A 19,579-nucleotide genomic window follows, 5' to 3' on the forward strand; every position below is an offset into this window, starting at 1 on the left:
TATAAAAAAAGCCTTTCGACTGAAAGGCTTTTTGTCATTCAAACCGTATTAAAGCGTTGCCAAAATATCTTTCAAAGTCTGACGCATATTTTTAGACTGGGTAATCGGGCGACCAATTACCAGATGTGTTGAGCCATCTAGCATTGCCTGTTTCGGTGTCACAATACGTTTCTGGTCATCTGCATTCGACCCTTCTGGACGAATGCCGGGTGTCACTAATGCAAAGTCTTTTCCAATCGTTTCACGTAACATTTTCGCTTCTTGAGCTGAGCAAACCACCCCATCTAGACCACTGTCTTTTGTCAGTTGTGCCAGACGTTTTACATGCTCATTTGGCTCAATATCCAGACCAATATCTTTCAAGTCTTCACGGCCCATTGACGTCAATACAGTCACTGCAATCAACTGAGTTTTATAATTACCCGCTTGCAAACGCTCTACACAGGTTTCCATCATCTTGCGGCCACCTGAGGCATGCACATTGACCATCCACACACCCAAATCTGCTGCCGCGCATACTGCCTGTGCTGTTGTATTTGGAATATCATGAAATTTCAGATCCAGAAATACATCAAAGCCTTTATCTTGAAGTGCTTTGACAATAATTGGACCTTCATGGGTAAATAACTCTTTACCAACTTTAAGTCGACACAAGGCAGGATCTAACTGTTCTGCAATGGCTAAGGCATCAAATTGGCTTTTGGCATCTAGTGCGACGATGATACTCAAGAGATTACCCCTTCATATAGGCAAAAAATAAGCCCATTATAATGGGCTTTGATTTTCATTGGTAATATCTAATACAGTTTTTTCATGCCGGGTATGGGCTGCTGCTTCAGCGGCCATTAACTTGGCTGTATTCAACTGTTCCTTACGTAGATGTTCAATGTCTTTACGCAGTCGTTTAATTTCCCAATTCGTCTGAAAAACCCGGAAGATCTGAACGCCCAATAACAGGCCCAAAACGACACCTAAAGATAATGTGAGGAGAAGTAATAATCCCAGGCGCATTGCGGGAACTTGAGTAAATAACAAGTCCACTGACAATTCAGTACCGTTTTGCAAAACTAAAGCTAATGAATAACCAAACAGTACCAATAAAAGAATGACCAGAACGTAACGCATGAACACCCCGCAAAATATTTACAATTATTTTTGTGCAGACTCGTTCACAGCGTCACGAAGTGCCTTGCCTGGTTTAAAGTGCGGAACTGCTTTTGCAGCCACTTCTACTGATTTACCAGTTTTAGGGTTACGACCTACGCGCGGTTCACGGTGATGCAATGCAAAACTACCAAATCCACGAATCTCGATACGGTTGTCAGTTGATAATGCTTCTATCATTTGATCGATCATAATTTTAACGGCTTCTTCCACTAAAGGCTCAGCCAAATGCGGATTTTTTAATGCAATACGCTCTATTAAGTCAGACTTATTAAGTGCTTCAGTAGTCATCTGCGACCTCTTTAATTATCAAGCTACTTGGGATCTATTTCCCGATAATAACCTGTTTAAATACAAAACGGTAGCGCAATAATTAAATACTACGCTACCGTTTACAGTATTTGTATAAAAAGTATTAGTTAAATTACATTAACAATACAATTCAAACGCTTACTTAGTTGCCCATTTGAGCTTTGATCAGGTCACCAATCGTCTTAGGACCATTGTCTTGACCAGCAGGAGCTGTTTTCAAGTTAGCAACTGCTTCTTTCTCTTCAGCTTCGTCTTTCGCTTTGATAGACAAGTTGATTGCGCGAGATTTACGATCTACGTTGATGATCTTCGCTTCAACTTCTTGACCAACTTCAAGGAACTTAGTTGCATCTTCAACGCGATCGCGGTTGATTTCAGATGCTTTCAAAGTCGCTTCAACTTCGTCAGCTAACTTAACAGTAGCGCCTTTAGCGTCAACTGCAGTTACAGTACCTTTAACCAAAGCACCGCGTTCGTTAGCAGCAAGGAAGTCATTGAACGGATCGTTGTTCATTTGCTTGATGCCAAGGCTGATACGGTTGCCTTCAGCGTCTACAGAAAGGATAACCGCTTCAACAGTGTCGCCTTTCTTGTAACGACGAATCGCTTCTTCGCCTTGTTCGTTCCAAGAAATATCAGACAAGTGAACTAGACCGTCGATACCGCCTGGTAAACCGATGAAGATACCGAAGTCAGTGATAGATTTGATCGTACCAGAAACTTTTTCGCCTTTATCGTGGTCTTTAGCAAACTCTTCCCATGGGTTAGCACGAGTTTGTTTGATACCAAGAGAAATACGACGACGTTCTTCATCAACTTCAAGAACCATAACATCAACTTCATCACCAATCTGAACAACTTTAGATGGGTGGATGTTTTTGTTCGTGTGATCCATTTCTGAAACGTGTACTAAACCTTCAACGCCTTCAGCGATTTCAGCGAAACAACCGTAGTCAGTCAGGTTAGTTACGCGGGCTTTAACGATTGAACCTTTAGGGTAACGGTTCATGATCGCTAACCATGGATCTTCGCCAAGCTGTTTAAGACCTAGAGAAACACGGTTACGTTCGCGGTCGAATTTAAGTACTTTAACAGTAACTTCTTGACCCACTTCAACAACTTCTGAAGGGTGCTTGATACGTTTCCAAGCCATGTCAGTGATGTGAAGAAGACCATCAATACCGCCAAGGTCAACGAATGCGCCGTAGTCAGTAAGATTTTTGATCGTACCAGTAACTGTTTGACCTTCTTCAAGCTGAGCAAGAAGAGCTTCACGGTCAGCTGAAGATTCAGCTTCCATAACAGCACGACGTGAAACAACAACGTTGTTACGTTTAGCGTCAAGTTTGATTACTTTGAATTCTAACTCTTTGCCTTCTAGGTGAGTAGTATCACGAATAGGACGAGTATCAACTAAAGAACCTGGAAGGAACGCACGTACTGGACCGATGTCAACAGTGAAACCACCTTTAACTTTACCAGAGATAACACCAGTAACGATTTCGCCGTCTTCAAAGATTTTTTCAAGTTTAGTCCAAGTTTCTGCGCGTTTAGCTTTTTCGCGAGAAAGAACTGTTTGACCCATACCGTTGTCAAGTGCTTCAACAACTACGTCTACAGTGTCGCCAACTTGAACTTCAAGTTCGCGCTGTTCATTTAAGAACTCAGCACGGTCAACAACGCCTTCAGATTTAAGGCCAGTGTCAACAGTTACCCAATCAGAGTCAATGCTTACTACAACGCCCTGGATAACTGCACCCTTTTCAACGTTGAGGTTTAATTCGCTTGCTTCAAAGAGGGCTGCAAAAGATTCGGTCATGATATTTCCGATAAAGTCAGCGGTCTTGGATCAGACAAGGCCGGTTTAATTAAGCATCTACATAGTCCATATAAAACTGATCAAGCTATGCGTTTGCTGATAAAATTGGGTTAATTTGCTAACTGCTGATCCACATAAGTGGTCATCAGCTGGAATACTTCATCGATATTCAAATCTGAACTATCAATAATGTAAGCATCATCCGCAGGCTTGAGTGGAGCGACAGCGCGTTCCGTATCTCGTTTATCGCGAGCGATGATATTAGCTAAAATGTCGCTTATTTTAACATCCAGTCCCATGCCCTGCAACTGCTTTACACGTCTTTGCGCGCGTGATTCAGCCGAGGCCGTCAAATATATTTTTGCCTGAGCATTCGGGAAGATACTTGTCGCCATATCACGTCCGTCTGCTACCAGACCAGGCGCCTGTGCAAAGGCATGCTGACGTGAAACCATCGCTGTTCTAAGCTCAGGAATTGCTGCAACTTTTGAAGCAAACTCTCCTACCCGTTCAGTTCGAATAGTTTGGGACACATCTTCACCATCCAGCCACACCTGCACCCCGGTGTCGGTACTGACAAACTGGATATCTAAATTTGTTGCGATTTGTACGCATTCTGGCAATTTCGTGTCTACCGAATCCAGCAAATCATGGTGATGCAATGACAAACCCAAAAGGCGGTATAAAGCACCAGAATCCAATAAGTGAAACTGATAATGTGCAGCCAGTTTCGCTGCTAACGTGCCCTTGCCAGACCCACTTGGACCATCAATGGTAATAATTTGAACTGTCATTGCTTTCCCGTTGTTGTTTAAACAGATTTTGCGAGTTTTGTCAGGCCTAGTTTAATCGCTGCCTGTAACTGTGCAAGGATTAATTTACTCACAAAAGGCGCACGTGCCTGCAATTCAATCGTATAAGTTACTAACGTTTTGTCATCAGCCAGTGCTTCAAATTCAATAATGCCTAAATGATGCTTGATCAATGGATTTTTAATAATCTGATATTCGATGCGATTATTTGGCTCGAACAAGGTAATTTGTTCTTTCAGCGGCTTCACTGGCCCCATACCCATTGCACGTACTGAACCGAGTCCATCAGGATATTCAGCATCCGCAGAATCCTTGATTCGTTCGACCTGCATCGGTGCGAAGGCAATATTATAGGTGGCATGCTTGGACATCAAATTGAAGACATCATCAAGGGCTGCTGGGAATTCTTTTTTTACTTGGATGCTGTTCATTATTGTTCCTGAAGATTGCAGATATTTGAAAGTGGGAAAATTTTAGCGGATAAAGTAAATTTACTTCTGCGTATTTAATAACTTTTCTTGTAACTTGAATTGTCGTTTCTGCTCGCGACGCAACTTAAAAAATGCACTGAGCTGTTCAGAGCATTGCTGCTGCATGCAGCCTGCCTGGAAAGAAAATACGTGATTATAATAACCGGTTTCAAACAGTTGACGCGCACTCACCAGTGAACCTGCTTTCGCTTCAAATGCGCCAAATACTACCCGTGAAACCCGTGAATGCACCAGCGCACCAACACACATGGTGCACGGCTCTAAAGTCACATAAAGCACTGCATCATCAGGTAAACGATAATTCTGGATATTTTGACAGGCATCACGCAGCGCCACAATCTCGGCATGCGCGGTCGGATCATTTAAAGAAATCGGCGCATTAAAGCCCTGACCAATGATCTGATTCTGACTAACAATAATCGCACCCACCGGAATTTCGCCCTGTGCGGCAGCAAGTGCAGCCTGCGCATAGGCAAGCTGCATCCAGTATTCATCGCTCAATTGTGTTTCGGACATGTAAAACTTAAATCACACCATACTGTTTTAGCAAGGCATTCCAGCTTTCAATATTGGTCACCGGAGGGTTTGCAGACAAAATACCTTTTAAGCTCATATCTGCACCCTTTTTCCATGCAGGAGAAAGGTCTTTATCCACCAGACGTGCGCGCACACCTTCGACAAAGTCATGATGACGGATTTTCCAGTCTGAGATCTGAACTTCCAGTTCGAAAACTTCATTCCAGGAATGTATCTGCTTACCCCATTGCCACAATAGCCAGGTCAAGGCTGCAGTAGTTGGCGAACCTTTTTTCAGGTTTTCACTGGCCTGACGCAACCAGTCACTGCGTGCGTCACTCAGGCCAATAATCGACTCATAATCATGCTCAAAGTTGACACCACGGCAAACACTATGAATCACATCCAGAGAGTTTTGCAACGGTCCCGGGCCGACCGGACGGTGCATACTATTCAGGGTGTCATCAATGGCACGGAAGTCACCTGCAGGATAATGCTCCCAGTCAATATTAATGACTTTATCCAAAACTGAATCACGCTGTGCATCACAAATATGCGTTGCCCAGCCAATCCCGTAAGCGCCCGCAGCAGTCATGATTGAACCGGTCAAGCCGGTAAATAGACCAATCGCACCACGATCTGCCAAGAAGCGGGTTGCACCCACGTCTGGATACAAACCGATATTGATTTCAGGCATTGCCAAACGTGAATATGGCGTCACTAAACGGAAAGGCGCCGCCATAAACAAGCCCAAGCCACCACCCATCACATAACCTTCACCCCAGACTAAAACGGGTTTGGCATAATTATGCAGTAACAGATCGAGTGCATATTCTTGTTCAAAGAATTTATTGGCAGCCGCGACTTCATCATTAATCACTAACTGACGCAGCTTACGCACATCCCCACCCGCACAGAACGCTTTCGGTGTGGTTGAATCCAGCCAGATGGCTTTGACGCTATCATCATGATGAAAGTCCTGAAATACTTCCAGAAGTGCGGAAGCAATCGATTCATCGAGAGCATGCAAAGATTTCGGGCGATTTAAACGAACGATACGCCAACCATTGTGCGCTTCTTCAACAATCAAATCCGGATGATAATGTTTAGTAAGGGGAGAATATTTCATGCGTCCAGCTGCCAATCTATAGGCTCAATGCCATGTTGTTTGAGGTAGTTATTCGATTTTGAAAATACTTTACAACCAAAAAAACCACCACGGTTTGCTGCCAAAGGCGATGGATGTGCTGCCTTTAACACGAGATGCTTATCTTGATTAATGCGCTGTCCTTTACGCTGTGCGTATGCGCCCCAAAGAATAAAGACAATATGTTCACGCTGTTCATTTAATACATCAATGACGTGATCGGTAAATTCTTCCCAACCGCGCTTTTGATGCGAAGTCGGCTGACCTGCTTCGACGGTCAGTACTGCATTTAACAGAAGCACACCCTGCTCTGCCCAATGCGTCAAGTCACCATGCTTCGGTCTTTCAACCCCAACATCTGCATGTAACTCATGAAAAATATTACGCAAAGATGGTGGTAATGCAACCCCCTTTTGCACGGAAAAGCTTAATCCATGCGCCTGATTTGGGCCATGATAAGGGTCTTGCCCTAAAATCACCACTTTTACCCGATCTAGCGGCGTGGTATTCAAAGCATTAAAAATCAGATGATTGGGAGGATAAATGATTTTATCTGCTTTTTTTTCTTCAACGAGAAACGCTTTTAATTCATCCATTTTCGGACTGAGCAAAAATTCACTCAATCCATATTTCCAGCTTTCATCCAACTGAACTTTATTCAGCTTGGCCAGTTGCTGTTCATTTAAAGACATTCTTCAATCCTAAATCTATGTCAATGGATTTAAAGTCACGCAGACTTTAAATCTGTACCTGTAAATCTACTGTAGGGTTATGAAATGGCGTGCCCTGTTTGAGCTTGGCAAACATGTCCGGATCTGTCCATTCAGCTTGCACCTGTTCAGAGAACTCAAGTTGTTCCAGGCTCAGAATCCCCATTTGTTCATTTTGAATATCTTCTAAAAAACTTTGTGCATAGCCGGTGTCGGTTTCATGCACAATCACAGAATAGACTTCGACATCACCTTCGCCATTTTGAGTCACGGTCGATGCCAGCACTTGCTGTGCCAGAAAGAAGAAAATACGTGAAAACTGCTCTGCTGATGGCGATACCGGCAAAGACACCCAGCGCGCGCTGAAATTCTTGCAGGCCTGAATATATTCCGGGTCGTCATTTTGCCAGAAGCAGATAGCATGATCGAAAGAATCAAAAAAATCCTTAATCACACCTTTAAGCAGACCAAAGTCATAGACCATTTGACCATGATCTAGCTTCGAGGCTTTTAGTAATAACTCGACTTTATAACTATGGCCATGGATCGAACGCTTACAGCGATCTGACGTGCAGTTACGCACAATATGAGCATTCTCAAACTTAAATAACTTACGAATTAACATATGCCGTAATGTCGTCAAAAAATAGGTGAATTAATTTTGATTATAAAGCAAAAGTAAGGCTTTGAGGATTAATTTTGCTATTTAGCATGATAGGGAAAAGGCATCAGCCCGGCATTTGCGCTTATACAGCCTGTACAATTCATGAGCTAAAATTAAAATGGCGCCATGCTGCGGTATGCCACATAAACCTGTTTGTCCTGACGAACCAGATCACTGCTGAACTGGCGCTTACGCTCACTTAAAACCACTTCGATTCGGGCTTTAAAATAATTGGATTGCACCCCAAGCAGACTGTTAAACAAATTACGCTTGTCTGCATCGACCTGAGCAAAAGGCTCCAGTGACCACAGGTCAGTCACATTGGAAAAGTGTTCCAAGTTGGCCTGACGCTGATCCAGCAATTGCTGCACCGCATTCACATCCAGCTTTTCATCCATACTGGCCAAAAGAAAAGCTGAAGCGGTATTAATATTGACCGGGCTCTCCTGCACCGGTGCAGTACTCAGATAAGGTGCTATCAGCTTATACTGATTCTCTTCAAAACCGCGTACCAGCTTTAATTCTTCCACACTATGAAACTTTGCATTCGGTGGCAAAGCAGCATTTGGCAAGCCTTGATAATAGTTAGATTCGGCGCCCATGCCCCCACTGACCAGCTCATCTTCATCCTGCCAGTCAATCACTGCTTCACTCAGCTGTGCCGGCAAACCGGCACGTTTTAGAATCAGTTCAAACCATGCCTTGGCATTTTCATTAACTGTGCCTTCGGCAGTAATGAGGCTATTTAAATTAAACTTGCCTGATTCATCCTGCATTATTCCGGAGACATAACCGTCGTCTACCGGAAAAGCTGGCATGGGTTGCGCCCAGGTTTCCTGCAGATGATCGACCTCTGCAGCATTTTCAGCATCATCGACCAGCAATTCAGAAAAAAAGGCCTCGGCACTTTTGGCATACATGAGAGACTGGTTTTGTCGCATCAAATAGGCAGTGCTTTCAGCAGTTGCAGCCTGACGCTGGGCAATCGTAACCGCCAGAATAGTCGCTAGTGCTACCATCACCAGAATGGTAATCAGTGCAATGCCTTTCTGCTGCTTGATCATGATCGCTTTATTCATTTTCATTTCTTATTATTCTGAGCTGGGTTGACCGCTGTTCTGAGTATCAAGCAAAAAGTCCGTATTCAATAAACTGAACATCCATTCATAACTGACGCCATTCACGGTTAAATTGATTTTAATCCCTTTAGGCAAACGCTGTTTATGCTCTAACTGGTTCAGATCAGCAGAAGTATCTGGCCATTGCGTGAGTTCATTCGGATTAAGTACAACGATCTGGAATTGTTCCACTTCCGACAATAAAACACTGGATTCGGGCTGATCTCGACCTGTCTGATTTAGATTCCGGTATTTCAAGCGATAAAGTTTCTGCTCTTCGGCTCGATACTGATATTCAATGCGTTCATCTGGGGAAATCCCTTCTTCCAAAGGGTCAGTTACCCCGGTTTTACTGAAGTTAAAACGTCCGTTCTGCAGCACCAGAGCTGGTTGAATATCACCATTGATGTTGGCCGTTAAGGGTACTGCCTGTATAGTATCTCGCAGAATCTGCTGATAGGTTTGCTGTAACTGACCTAAACGTTGCTCATGAATCACATTCTGATCTTTGGTTTTGACAATATAATCAAAAACTTTCCAACCTAAGGCAGACAGCACCGCAAAGATCGCAATGGCAACCAATAATTCAACCAGGGTAAATCCTTTAGGCTTCATGGGGTATTGTTCATGCGATGATTAAAGAACATCAGACTGCTGATGCCAGATTCAACCTGACCACTGTCCTGATTAACCAGACTAATCTGTAATTCGATTCGCTGGACATTCGGACTGACCGTCGGCTCACTACGCTTGTCAATCTGCCAGGTTTCACCTTGCTGGGTCAGCTGTTTGGAAGCCGTGCCTTCCATCCATTCCTGATTGATTTCCATTTGTGCCACTTCATTTAAGGCAACAAACTGTGCTTTGGTACGTAGAATGGCATTTGAGGTGGATTGGGTATATTGCATCGCGACTTTGGTCAGGGTTATGGCTGCGGTCGCAAAAATTGCCAAGGCGACCATAACTTCCAATAAGGTAAAACCTGAGGCACGATTAAGTCGAGTAACACTCGACCTGAGCGACATTGTCGCGCAAGAAAGTCCGATAGCAGCGCAAGACGAAGTCCTATGCTTGCAGCACACATGATCAAATCCATGAACACTCGCCTTAAACAACTTGATTACACCAGACCCAGCGCTCTGCTTGAAATATCTAGATTTCATTGATTTTACCCAGATGATCAATCTCAATCGCAGCACCCACTTCACGGTCTTCTAAAAAGAACTGAATCCGCACCGGTTTGACTTCACCATTGCCGAGCCAGATTAATTGAGGTGAATTTGCCTGAGTCAGGTCACGATTTTGTGCCCTGGCATAACGCTGCTGTTCCAGTGCCTGAATTTGAAAGGAAATATGATCAGGCAAACTACGCAATTTAAAATCTGCATAATTTTGCCATTTCTCATTTTGCAGGTTCGGTTCAGTCTGCGCTGCCGAACGATATTCTATAATTCCATAGCGAAATGGCGTGACATCTGTCGCTGATTGAACGTCAAGCGCGAGTATTCTGGATTGGTCATTAGCCTCGCGTAGCACCCGTTGCAAGTCCACCAATAAAATTTCCCGTGCCTGCATCGCTTTGCGCTGATCGACACCACTGGTATTCAGCAGCACTAGTGAAGCCATAATTCCCATAATCACAATCACCACCATCAATTCGATTAAGGTAAAGCCACGAACTGCACTGTGAGGTGATCTGATCATAGGACAACCTTAGGCAAACTGCTCGGCTGAATGTACCTGCTTAGGCAAAGCCAGTGCCTGATCGATATAGGCTACACGCAATGTATCGCGCGAACCCAAATAACGCTGATAGAAACTGGAATTAAGAATTGCAGCTGCACCATGGGTCAACGACCAGATCGAAGCCAGATAATCGCGTACTGACATGCGGCTATTAATAGAAGCCAGATAAGTTTCTGTCATACGGATAATCAGGCGTAAACGCTGTTTGCGCACCTGATAAAGTTCGCTAAAAAGGTGCTGGATTCCAACCCCAGTCGTCGACAGGCGTTCTTCAATCTGATGAAACAGCACAGTACGTTCAGGATGATGCAAATGATGCAGCATAAAGAAGGCCAGATGTTCAGGAAAGGCTTTATCGCTATCCTGAATCATTTCCAGCAACATGCGCTCATTTCGGATAATCAGCAGCATGTATAGTTCATCTTTACTCTGGAAATGTTTATAAAGTGTCCCTTTGGCCAGATCAAGCTCGGCGGCAAGCGCATCGAGCGTCATTCCTGCTTCACCATTTTCTAACAGGAGTTGCTCTGCTACTTGAAAAATCAAGGTTTCTCTTGCTCGAAACTGAGCTTGACGATCCATCTTCACCCTATAAACTCTCTTTGTACTTTATATAACTTTATTTACTTTAAATTCAGAAGATTTTCAAAGTTCTGCTTTGTGATAAAAGCCATTTCTTCTAGCGACTTATCATATACATCGCAAAGCGCTTTGGCTACATAAGGAACGTATTTAGGCTCATTAGATTTGCCACGATACGGCATTGGCGCAAGATAAGGACTATCGGTTTCAATCAGCACACGATCCAGCGGAACCTGTTTGGCGACATCACGCAGATCCTGCGCATTTTTAAATGAAACAATTCCGGAAAATGAAACATAATAGCCGCAATCCAGTACTGCTTTAGCGGTTTCCCAGTCCTCGGTAAAACAGTGCAGGATGCCATGCGTAGATTTTTCCGCGCGAATAATATCGACGGTATCATGCTTGGCGGAACGGGTATGAACGACTACAGGTTTTTTGGTGATTTGTGACGCATGGATATGCCGGGCGAAACAGGCTTTTTGCTCTGCAATAAAATCGGTACTGTGATAATAGTCCAGACCTGTTTCACCGAGTGCCCAGACTTTCTCCGGTTGCGCCAGTTCGACCAGATATTCAGTCGTGGCACGCGCCATGGTTGCAGCATCTTCGCAAGGATGTACGCCAACGGTATATCCGACATCTGCATGACACGCGGCAATTTTGGCCAGCTCGATATGATCATCCAGATCGACCGAGATACTCATGAATTTGGAAACACCGGCTTCACGAGCCTGAGCCAATGCCTGATCCAGATCACCATGATATGGTGTCAAATCAAGCAGGGTTAAATGACAATGAGTATCTACAAACACGATGCGTTCCTACCAAGGGTAAATTAACTACATAGTGTAACTTTTACGTCCTTCAGATTTAAGACCTGCAACCAGACGATCTGCTTCATTTTTAAAATAAACGCCTTTTTCACCGCTTAACTGGATGCCAAAGCCTTGTGGCTTGATGCCATTCTGCTTTTGCGAGACCCAGATGACTTTACCGGTTAAAGGAATTTTCTGGGTCTGGTCAGGCAAAGTCGTCAATACAAAAACCTCTTCGCCCAGTTTGACCGGCTGCTTGGAAGGAATAAAAAGCCCACCACCCACAACATAAGGCATATAGCTGGCAAACAGTGTTTCAATGTCAGGAATATTGGCCTGAATAATACCGCCCATACGTGGTTGCATGTGATTTCCCCTTAATTAAAGATTCATCAGCTTGATAAACAATTCATCAATAACCAGATTGCTTTGGACATTCTGTTCAAGGAATTGTTTAGCGCGCTGAAAATCTTCATAAATTTTAAAAAGTGCTTCTAATGAATATTGTTCGGCAAGTACATTGAATTCAAGGTCAATGTTTTTCACCGTCTGATTTAGCTTGACACAAATTAAATCGGACAACAAGTATTCAAACATTTGAGCAAAGTCACCAAAATTCAGGTTTTTATTCCATTTGGTCGCAATTGCCATCGGCATATTTTTTTGCATGACCAGTTTTTGCCAGTCTTGCAGGAATTCCTGACGTAGTGGCAGCCAGGCACTTTGTGCAATCTCTAGTGCCTGTAACGGCATCTGATTGGACAGGTTCATCAATAACTGTTGTTGGCTAGCACCTGCATCTGGGAGCTGATTCTGGACATAATCGCTAAATTGTTCTGCGGAAATCCGGTCCAAAGCAAAATGCTGCAAACGACTGCGTATAGTCGCGGGCAATTTTAAATAATGATTCGCCAGTAAAATAATGACCGTATTATCACCGGGTTCTTCCAGTGTTTTGAGTAAGGCATTGGCAGAGGCAATATTCAAGGCTTCTGCCGGCTCAATCACAATCACGCGCCAGCCATCTACAGTCTGTTGCACAAAAGGCAGCAGATCGCGAATCTTCTCGATCTTGATTTTGGCATTCTGTTTTTTATTGTCGTCATCGGTACTGATATGTACATAGTTGGGATGGGTGTCTGCCTTTAACCATTGACAGCTACTGCATTCACCACATGGCCCGGCAGGCTGACGATTCAGGCATAACACCCAAGCCAGAAACTGTTGGGTAAACGCTTCTTTACCACAGCCTTTTTTTCCATAAAACAATAAACCATGTCCAAGCTTAGGAAAGCGCCCGGTCAGGGTTTCCCAAACCTGTTGCTGCCATGGATAGATATGTGCATTGACATCAAAAGGCATGTATTTGACTCTTCTTAGGCAAAATGGGAAAGATCCATCTGATTCAGGCGATCCAGATCTTCCTGGGTATCCACCCCTGGCGGCAAATTGGCTTCAGCCACCGCAATGGCAATACGGTGTCCATTTTCCAGTACCCGTAACTGTTCTAGAGATTCCAGTTTCTCCAGCACACCCATTTCCCAGGTCACATATTCTTGCAACAGTTTTACCCGATAGGCATATAGGCCTAAATGACGATAGGCCTGATCATGCAGTTTTGGTTCAGTCAGTTTCGCACCATCACGGTCATAAGGAATGGTAGCACGGCTAAAATACAGTGCCTGCTGCTGTTTTGACATGACAACTTTTACAATGCTGTCACGTTTGAATTCATCCAGCTGATGGATCGGCTCACATAGCGTCGACATGGAAGATTCAGGCTGATCTTCCAAGAGTTGAGCAACCTGTTTTACCAGTTGCGCCGGCAGTAAGGGTTCATCCCCCTGTACATTGACAATAATGTCCTCACTGGCCCAGCCTTTGATTCGAGCCACTTCACTCAAGCGGTCTGTGCCTGAAGGGTGATCCGCCGAGGTAATGACAACATCAATGCCTTCAGCACGGCAAACGGCAGCAATACGCTCATCATCAGTTGCCACACACAGATCATCAAAACCTTGCACTTTTTTGGCTTGGTCCACTACCCGCAGAATCATGGGACGACCATGAATTTCCAGCAAAGGTTTACCCGGTAAACGTGAACTGGCGAAACGTGCAGGAATAACAATGTGTTTCATAATGAATGAGCCTTAAGAAATTTGAATACCGTATTGTTGTAACTGTTGCTGCAAGACTGTATAGCAGGCTGGCGATAGGACTGCATCGACTGGCACCACCCAGATATCCTGTTTAAAATCTGGATATTGTTTAAGTAGCGCCATAATTTTTATTGCGTCTTTTTCAGTGGTAATAATCGGATTGTTATCATCGAACTGTAAATCTTCAATGTCATAGTCATGATGGTCTGGAAACTCATGACACTGAAATTGTTCTATGCCTAAATTTTGCAAGGTCTGATAAAACCGCTGTGGAAAGCCAATGCCGACTACCGCATAAAAAGCCGCTTGAGGATCAAAGATTTTATTGTTGTCCTGATTAAGCAAATAAGGCTGTGATGCAGCCAGATGCATATGCAGTTCAGAGCTTGGGTTAGCCGAATGCTCAATTACGGTTCCCGTTTTCAAACGGGTCACTGGTTCACGTAGATAACCTTCTGGAAGCAGTTTCTGATTACCCAGACCGCGATTATTATCCAGCACAATCCACTCAATCTGGCGATTCAAGGCCCAATGCTGCAGGCCATCATCACAGATAATCAGATCCAGTTCATGTTTGTGCAGCAATAACTCGATACTTTTCTGCCGGTTGGGACCAACTGCCATCGGCACGCCTGTTGCCTGTACAATCAAGGCAGGCTCATCTCCGACAATCTCCGGCAAGGTATTAAAGTCGACATAGGCAGGAAATGGACCTTGGCCGCCATAGCCTCGACTGATCACGCCTACCCGAACATTTTTCTCGGTTAAATAATCCACCAGATGAATCAACAAAGGTGTTTTACCGCTACCACCGACTGTGATGTTACCAATTACCATAACGGGAATTGGTGCACTATAACTTTTTTTAATGCCTTTTTGATAAAGCCAGTGATTGCTGACAAAACCCAGGCGATACAACCATGACAAAGGACGCAGCACCACCAGCCACTTTGCCTGTGCATTCCAAGCATCCTGAATGATTTGTGCCAGTGCCATAAGTTACTGTTCCTCAAAGTTACGCTGATGCAACTGATAATAAGCACCATGTAGCGCAATCAGTTCGGCATGACTGCCCTGCTCAACAATACGGCCCTGATCCATGACAACAATACGATCCGCGTTTTCAATCGTCGATAGACGATGTGCAATTACGATGGTGGTACGGTCCTGCATGGCTTTATCAAAGGCACGCTGAATAAAGTATTCCGACTCGTTATCCAGCGCACTGGTCGCTTCATCCAGAATCAGAATAGAGGCATTTTTCAAAATTGCTCGCGCGATGGCGATGCGCTGACGCTGGCCACCAGACAGGTTTAAACCCTGAGCACCCAGCTGAGTATTATAACCTTGCGGTAGTGCCATAATAAAATCATGCGCATAGGCTGCCTTTGCTGCCGCGATAATATCTTCATCGGAAGCACCTTCGAGCTGACCATAAGCAATATTTTCCCGCACGGTACGATTAAACAGTACTACTTGCTGGTTCACCATAGCAATCTGGGTTCGCAAGGCGGTAATTTCAAAATCTTCAATCGGTTTCTGATCCAGCAAGATCTGCCCAGAAGTTGCATCCTGATAACGCACCAGCAGATTCACCAGAGAACTTTTTCCTGCACCAGAACGTCCTACCAGCGCTACTGTTTCACCGGCCTTGACCTGCAAATTAAAGTCATGAATAGCACGATGGCCATCATCATAAATCAAGTTGACATCTTTAAACTCGATATCGCCTTTCAGGCTATCCGTTAAAGTCCCGGTATTTTTTTCTTCAGGCATATCCAGCAATTCAAATACCGAATGAGCCGCAGCCATACCACGTTGAATTTTTTCATTGATATCCGTCAAGGCTTTGATCGGTCTTGCCAGCATACCCGCCGCAGTAATATAAGCGACAAATTCACCCGCAGAGGTATCACCCAGAATTTGCGGACGCAAGGCAATAAACATCACAATACTCAGTGAAATCGACATGATCAGCTGAACCACAGGACTATTCAACTGTTGTACAGCGACCATTTTCAAGCCACGACGCAAGTTTTCCAGCGAGTTCTGTTTAAAGCGTTCCTGCTCATAACTTTGCCCTCCAAAACCCTTGACGATCAGGTTGGCATTCACCGTTTCCTGCACCACATGGTTTACATCACCCATGGTGTCTTGCACTTGCTGCGATAATTTACGCATCCGTCTTGCAGCTTTACTGATAATAAAGCCAATGACGGGTGCAAAAATCAGGATACACATGGTCAGACGCCAGTTGGTATACAACAGGTAGCCTAATAATGCCAGAGTGATCAAACCTTGTTGCAACAAGGTTCTTAAAGCTTCAGTTGAAGCAGCGGTTAGCTGTTCAACGTTATACATGATTTTGGCAGTAATATGCCCGCTGGTATTATCCAGATAATACTGGGACGGTAAACGCAGCAATTTTGCAAAAACTTCCTGACGGATGTTGAATACCAGATTCCGGGAAATTACCGCAGTAAAATATCCACCCATGAACAAACCCAGGCCCCGGAAGAACATGAGTATGACCACTAAAAACGGGAAAAGTGATGTGAAACTCTGGTCTTTATTTTGAATCGCCTCAATAATATATTCTAGTAATTTAGCGACAGAGACTTCCGTAGCGGCATTAATAGAAAAACCCAGCAGGACAAGCAATGCAATGCCCCAAAACGGTTTTAAATAACTTAAAAGGCGAAGATAGACCTTAAAATCGTGCTTCACTAATAACCTCGGGTGGGTACTTTGGTACTGATATTAATATTTACAAAGCCGAGCTGCCCGGCCACATCCATGACACGAATCACGTCCTGATGGCTGGCTTTTGCGTCAGCTGCAATGACAAACATTAAATCACGGCGTTCATTAGAAATCTGTTTAATTGCAGTATTTAAATCCGCGACTTCCTTACTGGCCAAGGATTGACCATTGACTGCGTAATGACCATTGGCATCCACAATCACTTCAACTTTCTGATCATAGCTTTTAGGCGGTACACCTTGCGCATCCGGCAAGGTCAGATTCATTCGGCTCATTTGGCTAAATGTCGTCGACAAAAGTAAAAAGACCAGAATAAACAGCAGACAATCAATCATCGGTGTCAGATTAATATGTACATCTTCCACCTGGTTGCGTTTGAATTTCATCATCCGCCTCCTAGCTGGCTTTTTGCATGTCTTGATCTATGTCTGCATGATTACGATAAAAAAGATCCGCATGAAACAAAGTCGCTTGCTGCTCAAGTTCAGCCACATATTCCTGAACAAGACGCTGAAAATAACGGTGCGCAAACAGTGCAGGAATTGCAATCAACATACCGGCTGCCGTGGTAATTAAAGCCTTGGAAATACCCGGCATCATCAATACCGGATCACTCCCGGTACCTACATCGATCATCAGGAAAGATTCAATAATCCCAAGTACAGTTCCCAATAAACCGAGTAAAGGCGCAACTGCACTCAAAGTTCCCAGAAAATTAATGTTTTTTTCCAGATAACCAATTTCCTGTGATGCCACCACTTCCATCTGTGCGCGAGCATACTGCTCACCTTGCTGCTTGCTGGCATAGCCTGCAGTAAATACCCGGCCCAAAGTGCTTTGCTTTAAGGCCGCACTTTGATTCATTTTTTGCATGACTTGTGCTGTATTTTGCGAAGGCCCCATCAACAGTGTCAACGGAAGTACTGCATTCTTTTTCAGGCGAATCAGACGCTCGATCGAAATCGCCAGCATAAAGATAGAACACAAGACCAGGGGCAGCATAAGCCAGCCACCTGCTTTAACCAATTCCCACATCTAATTTATTCCCCAATAAAAAAAATATATAAATTATTCATCTTCTAAAATAGAAAGAATGCCATCCAGCTCTTCTAAAGAGTGATAGCTAATAACCAGTTTCCCTTTACCTTGCTTGTTATAGTCAATTTTAACATCTGCACTGAAACGCTCTGAAAGGCGCTGAGTCAATTGCTGAATATCCGGTGCTACAGCTTCTTTTACTTTTTCTTGTTTAGGTGTATTGAAATCACGGACTAACTGCTCGGTTTGACGAACAGACAGACTTTTTTCAATTACGATATCTGCAACTTTGAGCTGATCTTTAGCTTTTAAGGTTAAGATCGCACGTGCATGCCCCATATCCAGCAAACCTTGTTGCATAAAGTCTTTCACTTCTTCAGCCAAGCTGAGCAAACGAAGCAGGTTACTCACTGTCGTACGCGCTTTACCCACGGTATCTGCAATTTCCTGATGGCTTAAGCCAAATTCTTCATGGAAACGTTGCAGAGCCATCGCCTGATCAATCGGATTCAGATCCTGACGCTGGATGTTTTCAATCAAGGCCAGTGCAATCGCAACCTGATCATTCAGATCACGTACAATCGCAGGAACCTCGGTCAAACCCGCCAGCTGTGCAGCACGCCATCGACGTTCACCCGCAATAATCTCGTATGGATAGCGTTCATCGTCAACCGGACGGATCACGATGGGCTGCATGATGCCATGCTTTTCAATCGATGCCGCCAGTTCCTGCAAATCCTGCTCGTTAATATAACGGCGTGGCTGATATTCACCACGCTTGAGCAAATTCACATCAATCTGTTTCAACTGACCATGATCAAGACCTTGGGCTTCGAGTTGTAATTTTTCTTTTTGAATTGAGCCTAGCAAGGCATCCAAGCCACGACCTTTGGCGAGTCCACGTTTCTTGACGGTCATGCTTTACTTCCTTTTTTCACTTTGCTTTTCTTTAATACTTCAGCTGCCAGATTTAAGTAAGCAACTGCACCCTTTGAGCTTTTTTCAAAATAAATCACCGGCAAACCGTGTGCTGGTGCTTCAGCCAGACGGATATTCCGTGGAATCACGGTTTCATACAGTTTTTTACCAAAATATTGTTCTAATTCTTCAGAGACATCACGAGTCAAGGCATTGCGTGCATCGTACATGGTGCGTAATACACCAACAATTTGCAGGTCCGGATTCAAGGCTTGCTGAATCCGATCGATGGTTTGGGTTAAATCCGCCAGACCTTCCAGTGCATAATATTCACACTGCATTGGAATCAGCACACCATCCACGGCTGCCAAAGCATTGACAGTAATCAGGCTAAGACTCGGTGCACAATCGACAATAATATAGTCGAATGAAGCTTCAATTTCCTGCAATGCATCCCGCAAAATGAACTCGCGCCCTTCCTGCTCTGCAATCGCCAACTCAACCCCAGCCAGATCACGGTTTGCCCCAAGAACCTTGTAGCCGACTTCCGCCTTAGAGATCGCCGTTTCAATCGGTACTTCACCCAGCAGTACATCGGTAACCGAATACAGCAGGTCATTCTTCTGAATGCCAGACCCCATGGTCGCATTGCCTTGCGAATCCATATCGACCAGCAAAACACGTTTTTTTAACACAGCTAAAGATGCCGCCAAATTTACTGCGGTTGTGGTTTTACCGACACCACCTTTTTGGTTTGCAATCGCAATAATTTGTGCCATGTTGCCCCCAATCCCTTTAAAAA

25 protein-coding genes are annotated in these 19,579 nt (G+C 44.3%); all 25 read right to left on the reverse strand.

The features are described from left to right. Window positions 1-48: 48 nt before the first annotated feature. On the reverse strand, window positions 49-729 hold the full coding sequence (gene pyrF / locus Q9R21_RS05565) for an orotidine-5'-phosphate decarboxylase (protein WP_004645455.1): 681 nt from the start codon (window positions 727-729) through the stop codon (window positions 49-51). Window positions 730-765: 36 nt separating this feature from the next. Next, complete coding sequence (locus Q9R21_RS05570; protein ID WP_004278852.1) at window positions 766-1,125, reverse strand: lipopolysaccharide assembly protein LapA domain-containing protein; 360 nt, start codon at window positions 1,123-1,125, stop codon at window positions 766-768. Between the two features lie 24 nt (window positions 1,126-1,149). Continuing rightward, complete coding sequence (locus Q9R21_RS05575) at window positions 1,150-1,455, reverse strand: integration host factor subunit beta (RefSeq protein ID WP_004278853.1); 306 nt, start codon at window positions 1,453-1,455, stop codon at window positions 1,150-1,152. A gap of 163 nt (window positions 1,456-1,618) precedes the next feature. Continuing rightward, complete coding sequence (gene rpsA / locus Q9R21_RS05580) at window positions 1,619-3,295, reverse strand: 30S ribosomal protein S1 (RefSeq protein ID WP_004278854.1); 1,677 nt, start codon at window positions 3,293-3,295, stop codon at window positions 1,619-1,621. 110 nt (window positions 3,296-3,405) lie between these two features. Next, window positions 3,406-4,089 (reverse strand): (d)CMP kinase, encoded by a 684-nt coding sequence (cmk, locus tag Q9R21_RS05585; protein WP_311203879.1) that lies wholly within the window; start codon window positions 4,087-4,089, stop codon window positions 3,406-3,408. A gap of 17 nt (window positions 4,090-4,106) precedes the next feature. After that, window positions 4,107-4,538 (reverse strand): SRPBCC family protein, encoded by a 432-nt coding sequence (locus Q9R21_RS05590; RefSeq protein WP_005247314.1) that lies wholly within the window; start codon window positions 4,536-4,538, stop codon window positions 4,107-4,109. A gap of 60 nt (window positions 4,539-4,598) precedes the next feature. Further along, window positions 4,599-5,114 (reverse strand): tRNA adenosine(34) deaminase TadA, encoded by a 516-nt coding sequence (gene tadA, locus Q9R21_RS05595; RefSeq protein ID WP_114541085.1) that lies wholly within the window; start codon window positions 5,112-5,114, stop codon window positions 4,599-4,601. Window positions 5,115-5,121: 7 nt separating this feature from the next. Further along, the gene (locus tag Q9R21_RS05600) at window positions 5,122-6,243 is read right to left on the reverse strand and encodes an enoyl-CoA hydratase/isomerase family protein (RefSeq protein WP_213687406.1); all 1,122 of its coding nucleotides are present in this window, start codon (window positions 6,241-6,243) and stop codon (window positions 5,122-5,124) included. After that, window positions 6,240-6,953: a uracil-DNA glycosylase gene (gene ung, locus Q9R21_RS05605; RefSeq protein ID WP_005247316.1), complete on the reverse strand. Its 714-nt coding sequence runs from the start codon at window positions 6,951-6,953 to the stop codon at window positions 6,240-6,242. Before ung ends, Q9R21_RS05600 begins: the two co-directional genes overlap by 4 nt. Window positions 6,954-6,999: 46 nt before the next feature. After that, window positions 7,000-7,596: a 6-carboxytetrahydropterin synthase gene (locus Q9R21_RS05610; RefSeq protein ID WP_004278864.1), complete on the reverse strand. Its 597-nt coding sequence runs from the start codon at window positions 7,594-7,596 to the stop codon at window positions 7,000-7,002. A 152-nt stretch (window positions 7,597-7,748) separates the two neighbouring features. Continuing rightward, the gene (gene gspK, locus Q9R21_RS05615; RefSeq protein ID WP_311203880.1) at window positions 7,749-8,720 is read right to left on the reverse strand and encodes a type II secretion system minor pseudopilin GspK; all 972 of its coding nucleotides are present in this window, start codon (window positions 8,718-8,720) and stop codon (window positions 7,749-7,751) included. A gap of 6 nt (window positions 8,721-8,726) precedes the next feature. Then, window positions 8,727-9,368 (reverse strand): type II secretion system minor pseudopilin GspJ, encoded by a 642-nt coding sequence (gspJ, locus tag Q9R21_RS05620; protein WP_311203881.1) that lies wholly within the window; start codon window positions 9,366-9,368, stop codon window positions 8,727-8,729. Further along, window positions 9,365-9,916: a type II secretion system minor pseudopilin GspI gene (gene gspI, locus Q9R21_RS05625; protein ID WP_404976566.1), complete on the reverse strand. Its 552-nt coding sequence runs from the start codon at window positions 9,914-9,916 to the stop codon at window positions 9,365-9,367. Before gspI ends, gspJ begins: the two co-directional genes overlap by 4 nt. Continuing rightward, window positions 9,906-10,457, reverse strand: coding sequence for a type II secretion system protein (locus Q9R21_RS05630; protein WP_005106567.1), 552 nt, complete (start codon window positions 10,455-10,457; stop codon window positions 9,906-9,908). The genes gspI and Q9R21_RS05630 overlap by 11 nt, the downstream gene beginning before the upstream one ends. A 9-nt stretch (window positions 10,458-10,466) precedes the next feature. Next, a complete protein-coding gene (locus Q9R21_RS05635) occupies window positions 10,467-11,081 on the reverse strand; it encodes a TetR/AcrR family transcriptional regulator (protein WP_005252237.1) in 615 nt (204 codons plus the stop codon). A gap of 41 nt (window positions 11,082-11,122) precedes the next feature. After that, complete coding sequence (locus Q9R21_RS05640; RefSeq protein ID WP_005252239.1) at window positions 11,123-11,896, reverse strand: TatD family hydrolase; 774 nt, start codon at window positions 11,894-11,896, stop codon at window positions 11,123-11,125. Window positions 11,897-11,923: 27 nt separating this feature from the next. After that, on the reverse strand, window positions 11,924-12,265 hold the full coding sequence (locus tag Q9R21_RS05645; RefSeq protein WP_004278877.1) for a PilZ domain-containing protein: 342 nt from the start codon (window positions 12,263-12,265) through the stop codon (window positions 11,924-11,926). Window positions 12,266-12,280: 15 nt separating this feature from the next. Continuing rightward, window positions 12,281-13,261 carry a DNA polymerase III subunit delta' gene (locus tag Q9R21_RS05650; RefSeq protein ID WP_085064301.1) on the reverse strand — a complete coding sequence of 327 codons (981 nt, stop codon included), beginning with the start codon at window positions 13,259-13,261 and terminating at the stop codon, window positions 12,281-12,283. A 14-nt stretch (window positions 13,262-13,275) separates the two neighbouring features. Beyond that, window positions 13,276-14,037, reverse strand: a complete 762-nt coding sequence (gene kdsB, locus Q9R21_RS05655) for a 3-deoxy-manno-octulosonate cytidylyltransferase (RefSeq protein WP_311203882.1) — start codon at window positions 14,035-14,037, stop codon at window positions 13,276-13,278. 12 nt (window positions 14,038-14,049) lie between these two features. Next, a complete protein-coding gene (gene lpxK / locus Q9R21_RS05660; RefSeq protein ID WP_004645471.1) occupies window positions 14,050-15,054 on the reverse strand; it encodes a tetraacyldisaccharide 4'-kinase in 1,005 nt (334 codons plus the stop codon). 3 nt (window positions 15,055-15,057) lie between these two features. Further along, window positions 15,058-16,785: a lipid A export permease/ATP-binding protein MsbA gene (msbA, locus tag Q9R21_RS05665; RefSeq protein WP_114541075.1), complete on the reverse strand. Its 1,728-nt coding sequence runs from the start codon at window positions 16,783-16,785 to the stop codon at window positions 15,058-15,060. Further along, a complete protein-coding gene (locus Q9R21_RS05670; RefSeq protein ID WP_004278885.1) occupies window positions 16,785-17,207 on the reverse strand; it encodes a biopolymer transporter ExbD in 423 nt (140 codons plus the stop codon). Before Q9R21_RS05670 ends, msbA begins: the two co-directional genes overlap by 1 nt. A 10-nt stretch (window positions 17,208-17,217) precedes the next feature. After that, a complete protein-coding gene (locus tag Q9R21_RS05675) occupies window positions 17,218-17,856 on the reverse strand; it encodes a MotA/TolQ/ExbB proton channel family protein (protein WP_004645474.1) in 639 nt (212 codons plus the stop codon). A 33-nt stretch (window positions 17,857-17,889) separates the two neighbouring features. After that, entirely contained in the window at window positions 17,890-18,777 is an 888-nt protein-coding gene (locus Q9R21_RS05680; protein WP_004731487.1) for a ParB/RepB/Spo0J family partition protein, read from the reverse strand. Beyond that, window positions 18,774-19,556, reverse strand: coding sequence for a ParA family protein (locus Q9R21_RS05685; RefSeq protein ID WP_005106558.1), 783 nt, complete (start codon window positions 19,554-19,556; stop codon window positions 18,774-18,776). Before Q9R21_RS05685 ends, Q9R21_RS05680 begins: the two co-directional genes overlap by 4 nt. Between the last annotated feature and the right edge of the window lie 23 nt (window positions 19,557-19,579).

The organism is Acinetobacter sp. RG5 (genome assembly GCF_031844265.1).
Taxonomy (GTDB): Bacteria; Pseudomonadota; Gammaproteobacteria; order Pseudomonadales; family Moraxellaceae; genus Acinetobacter.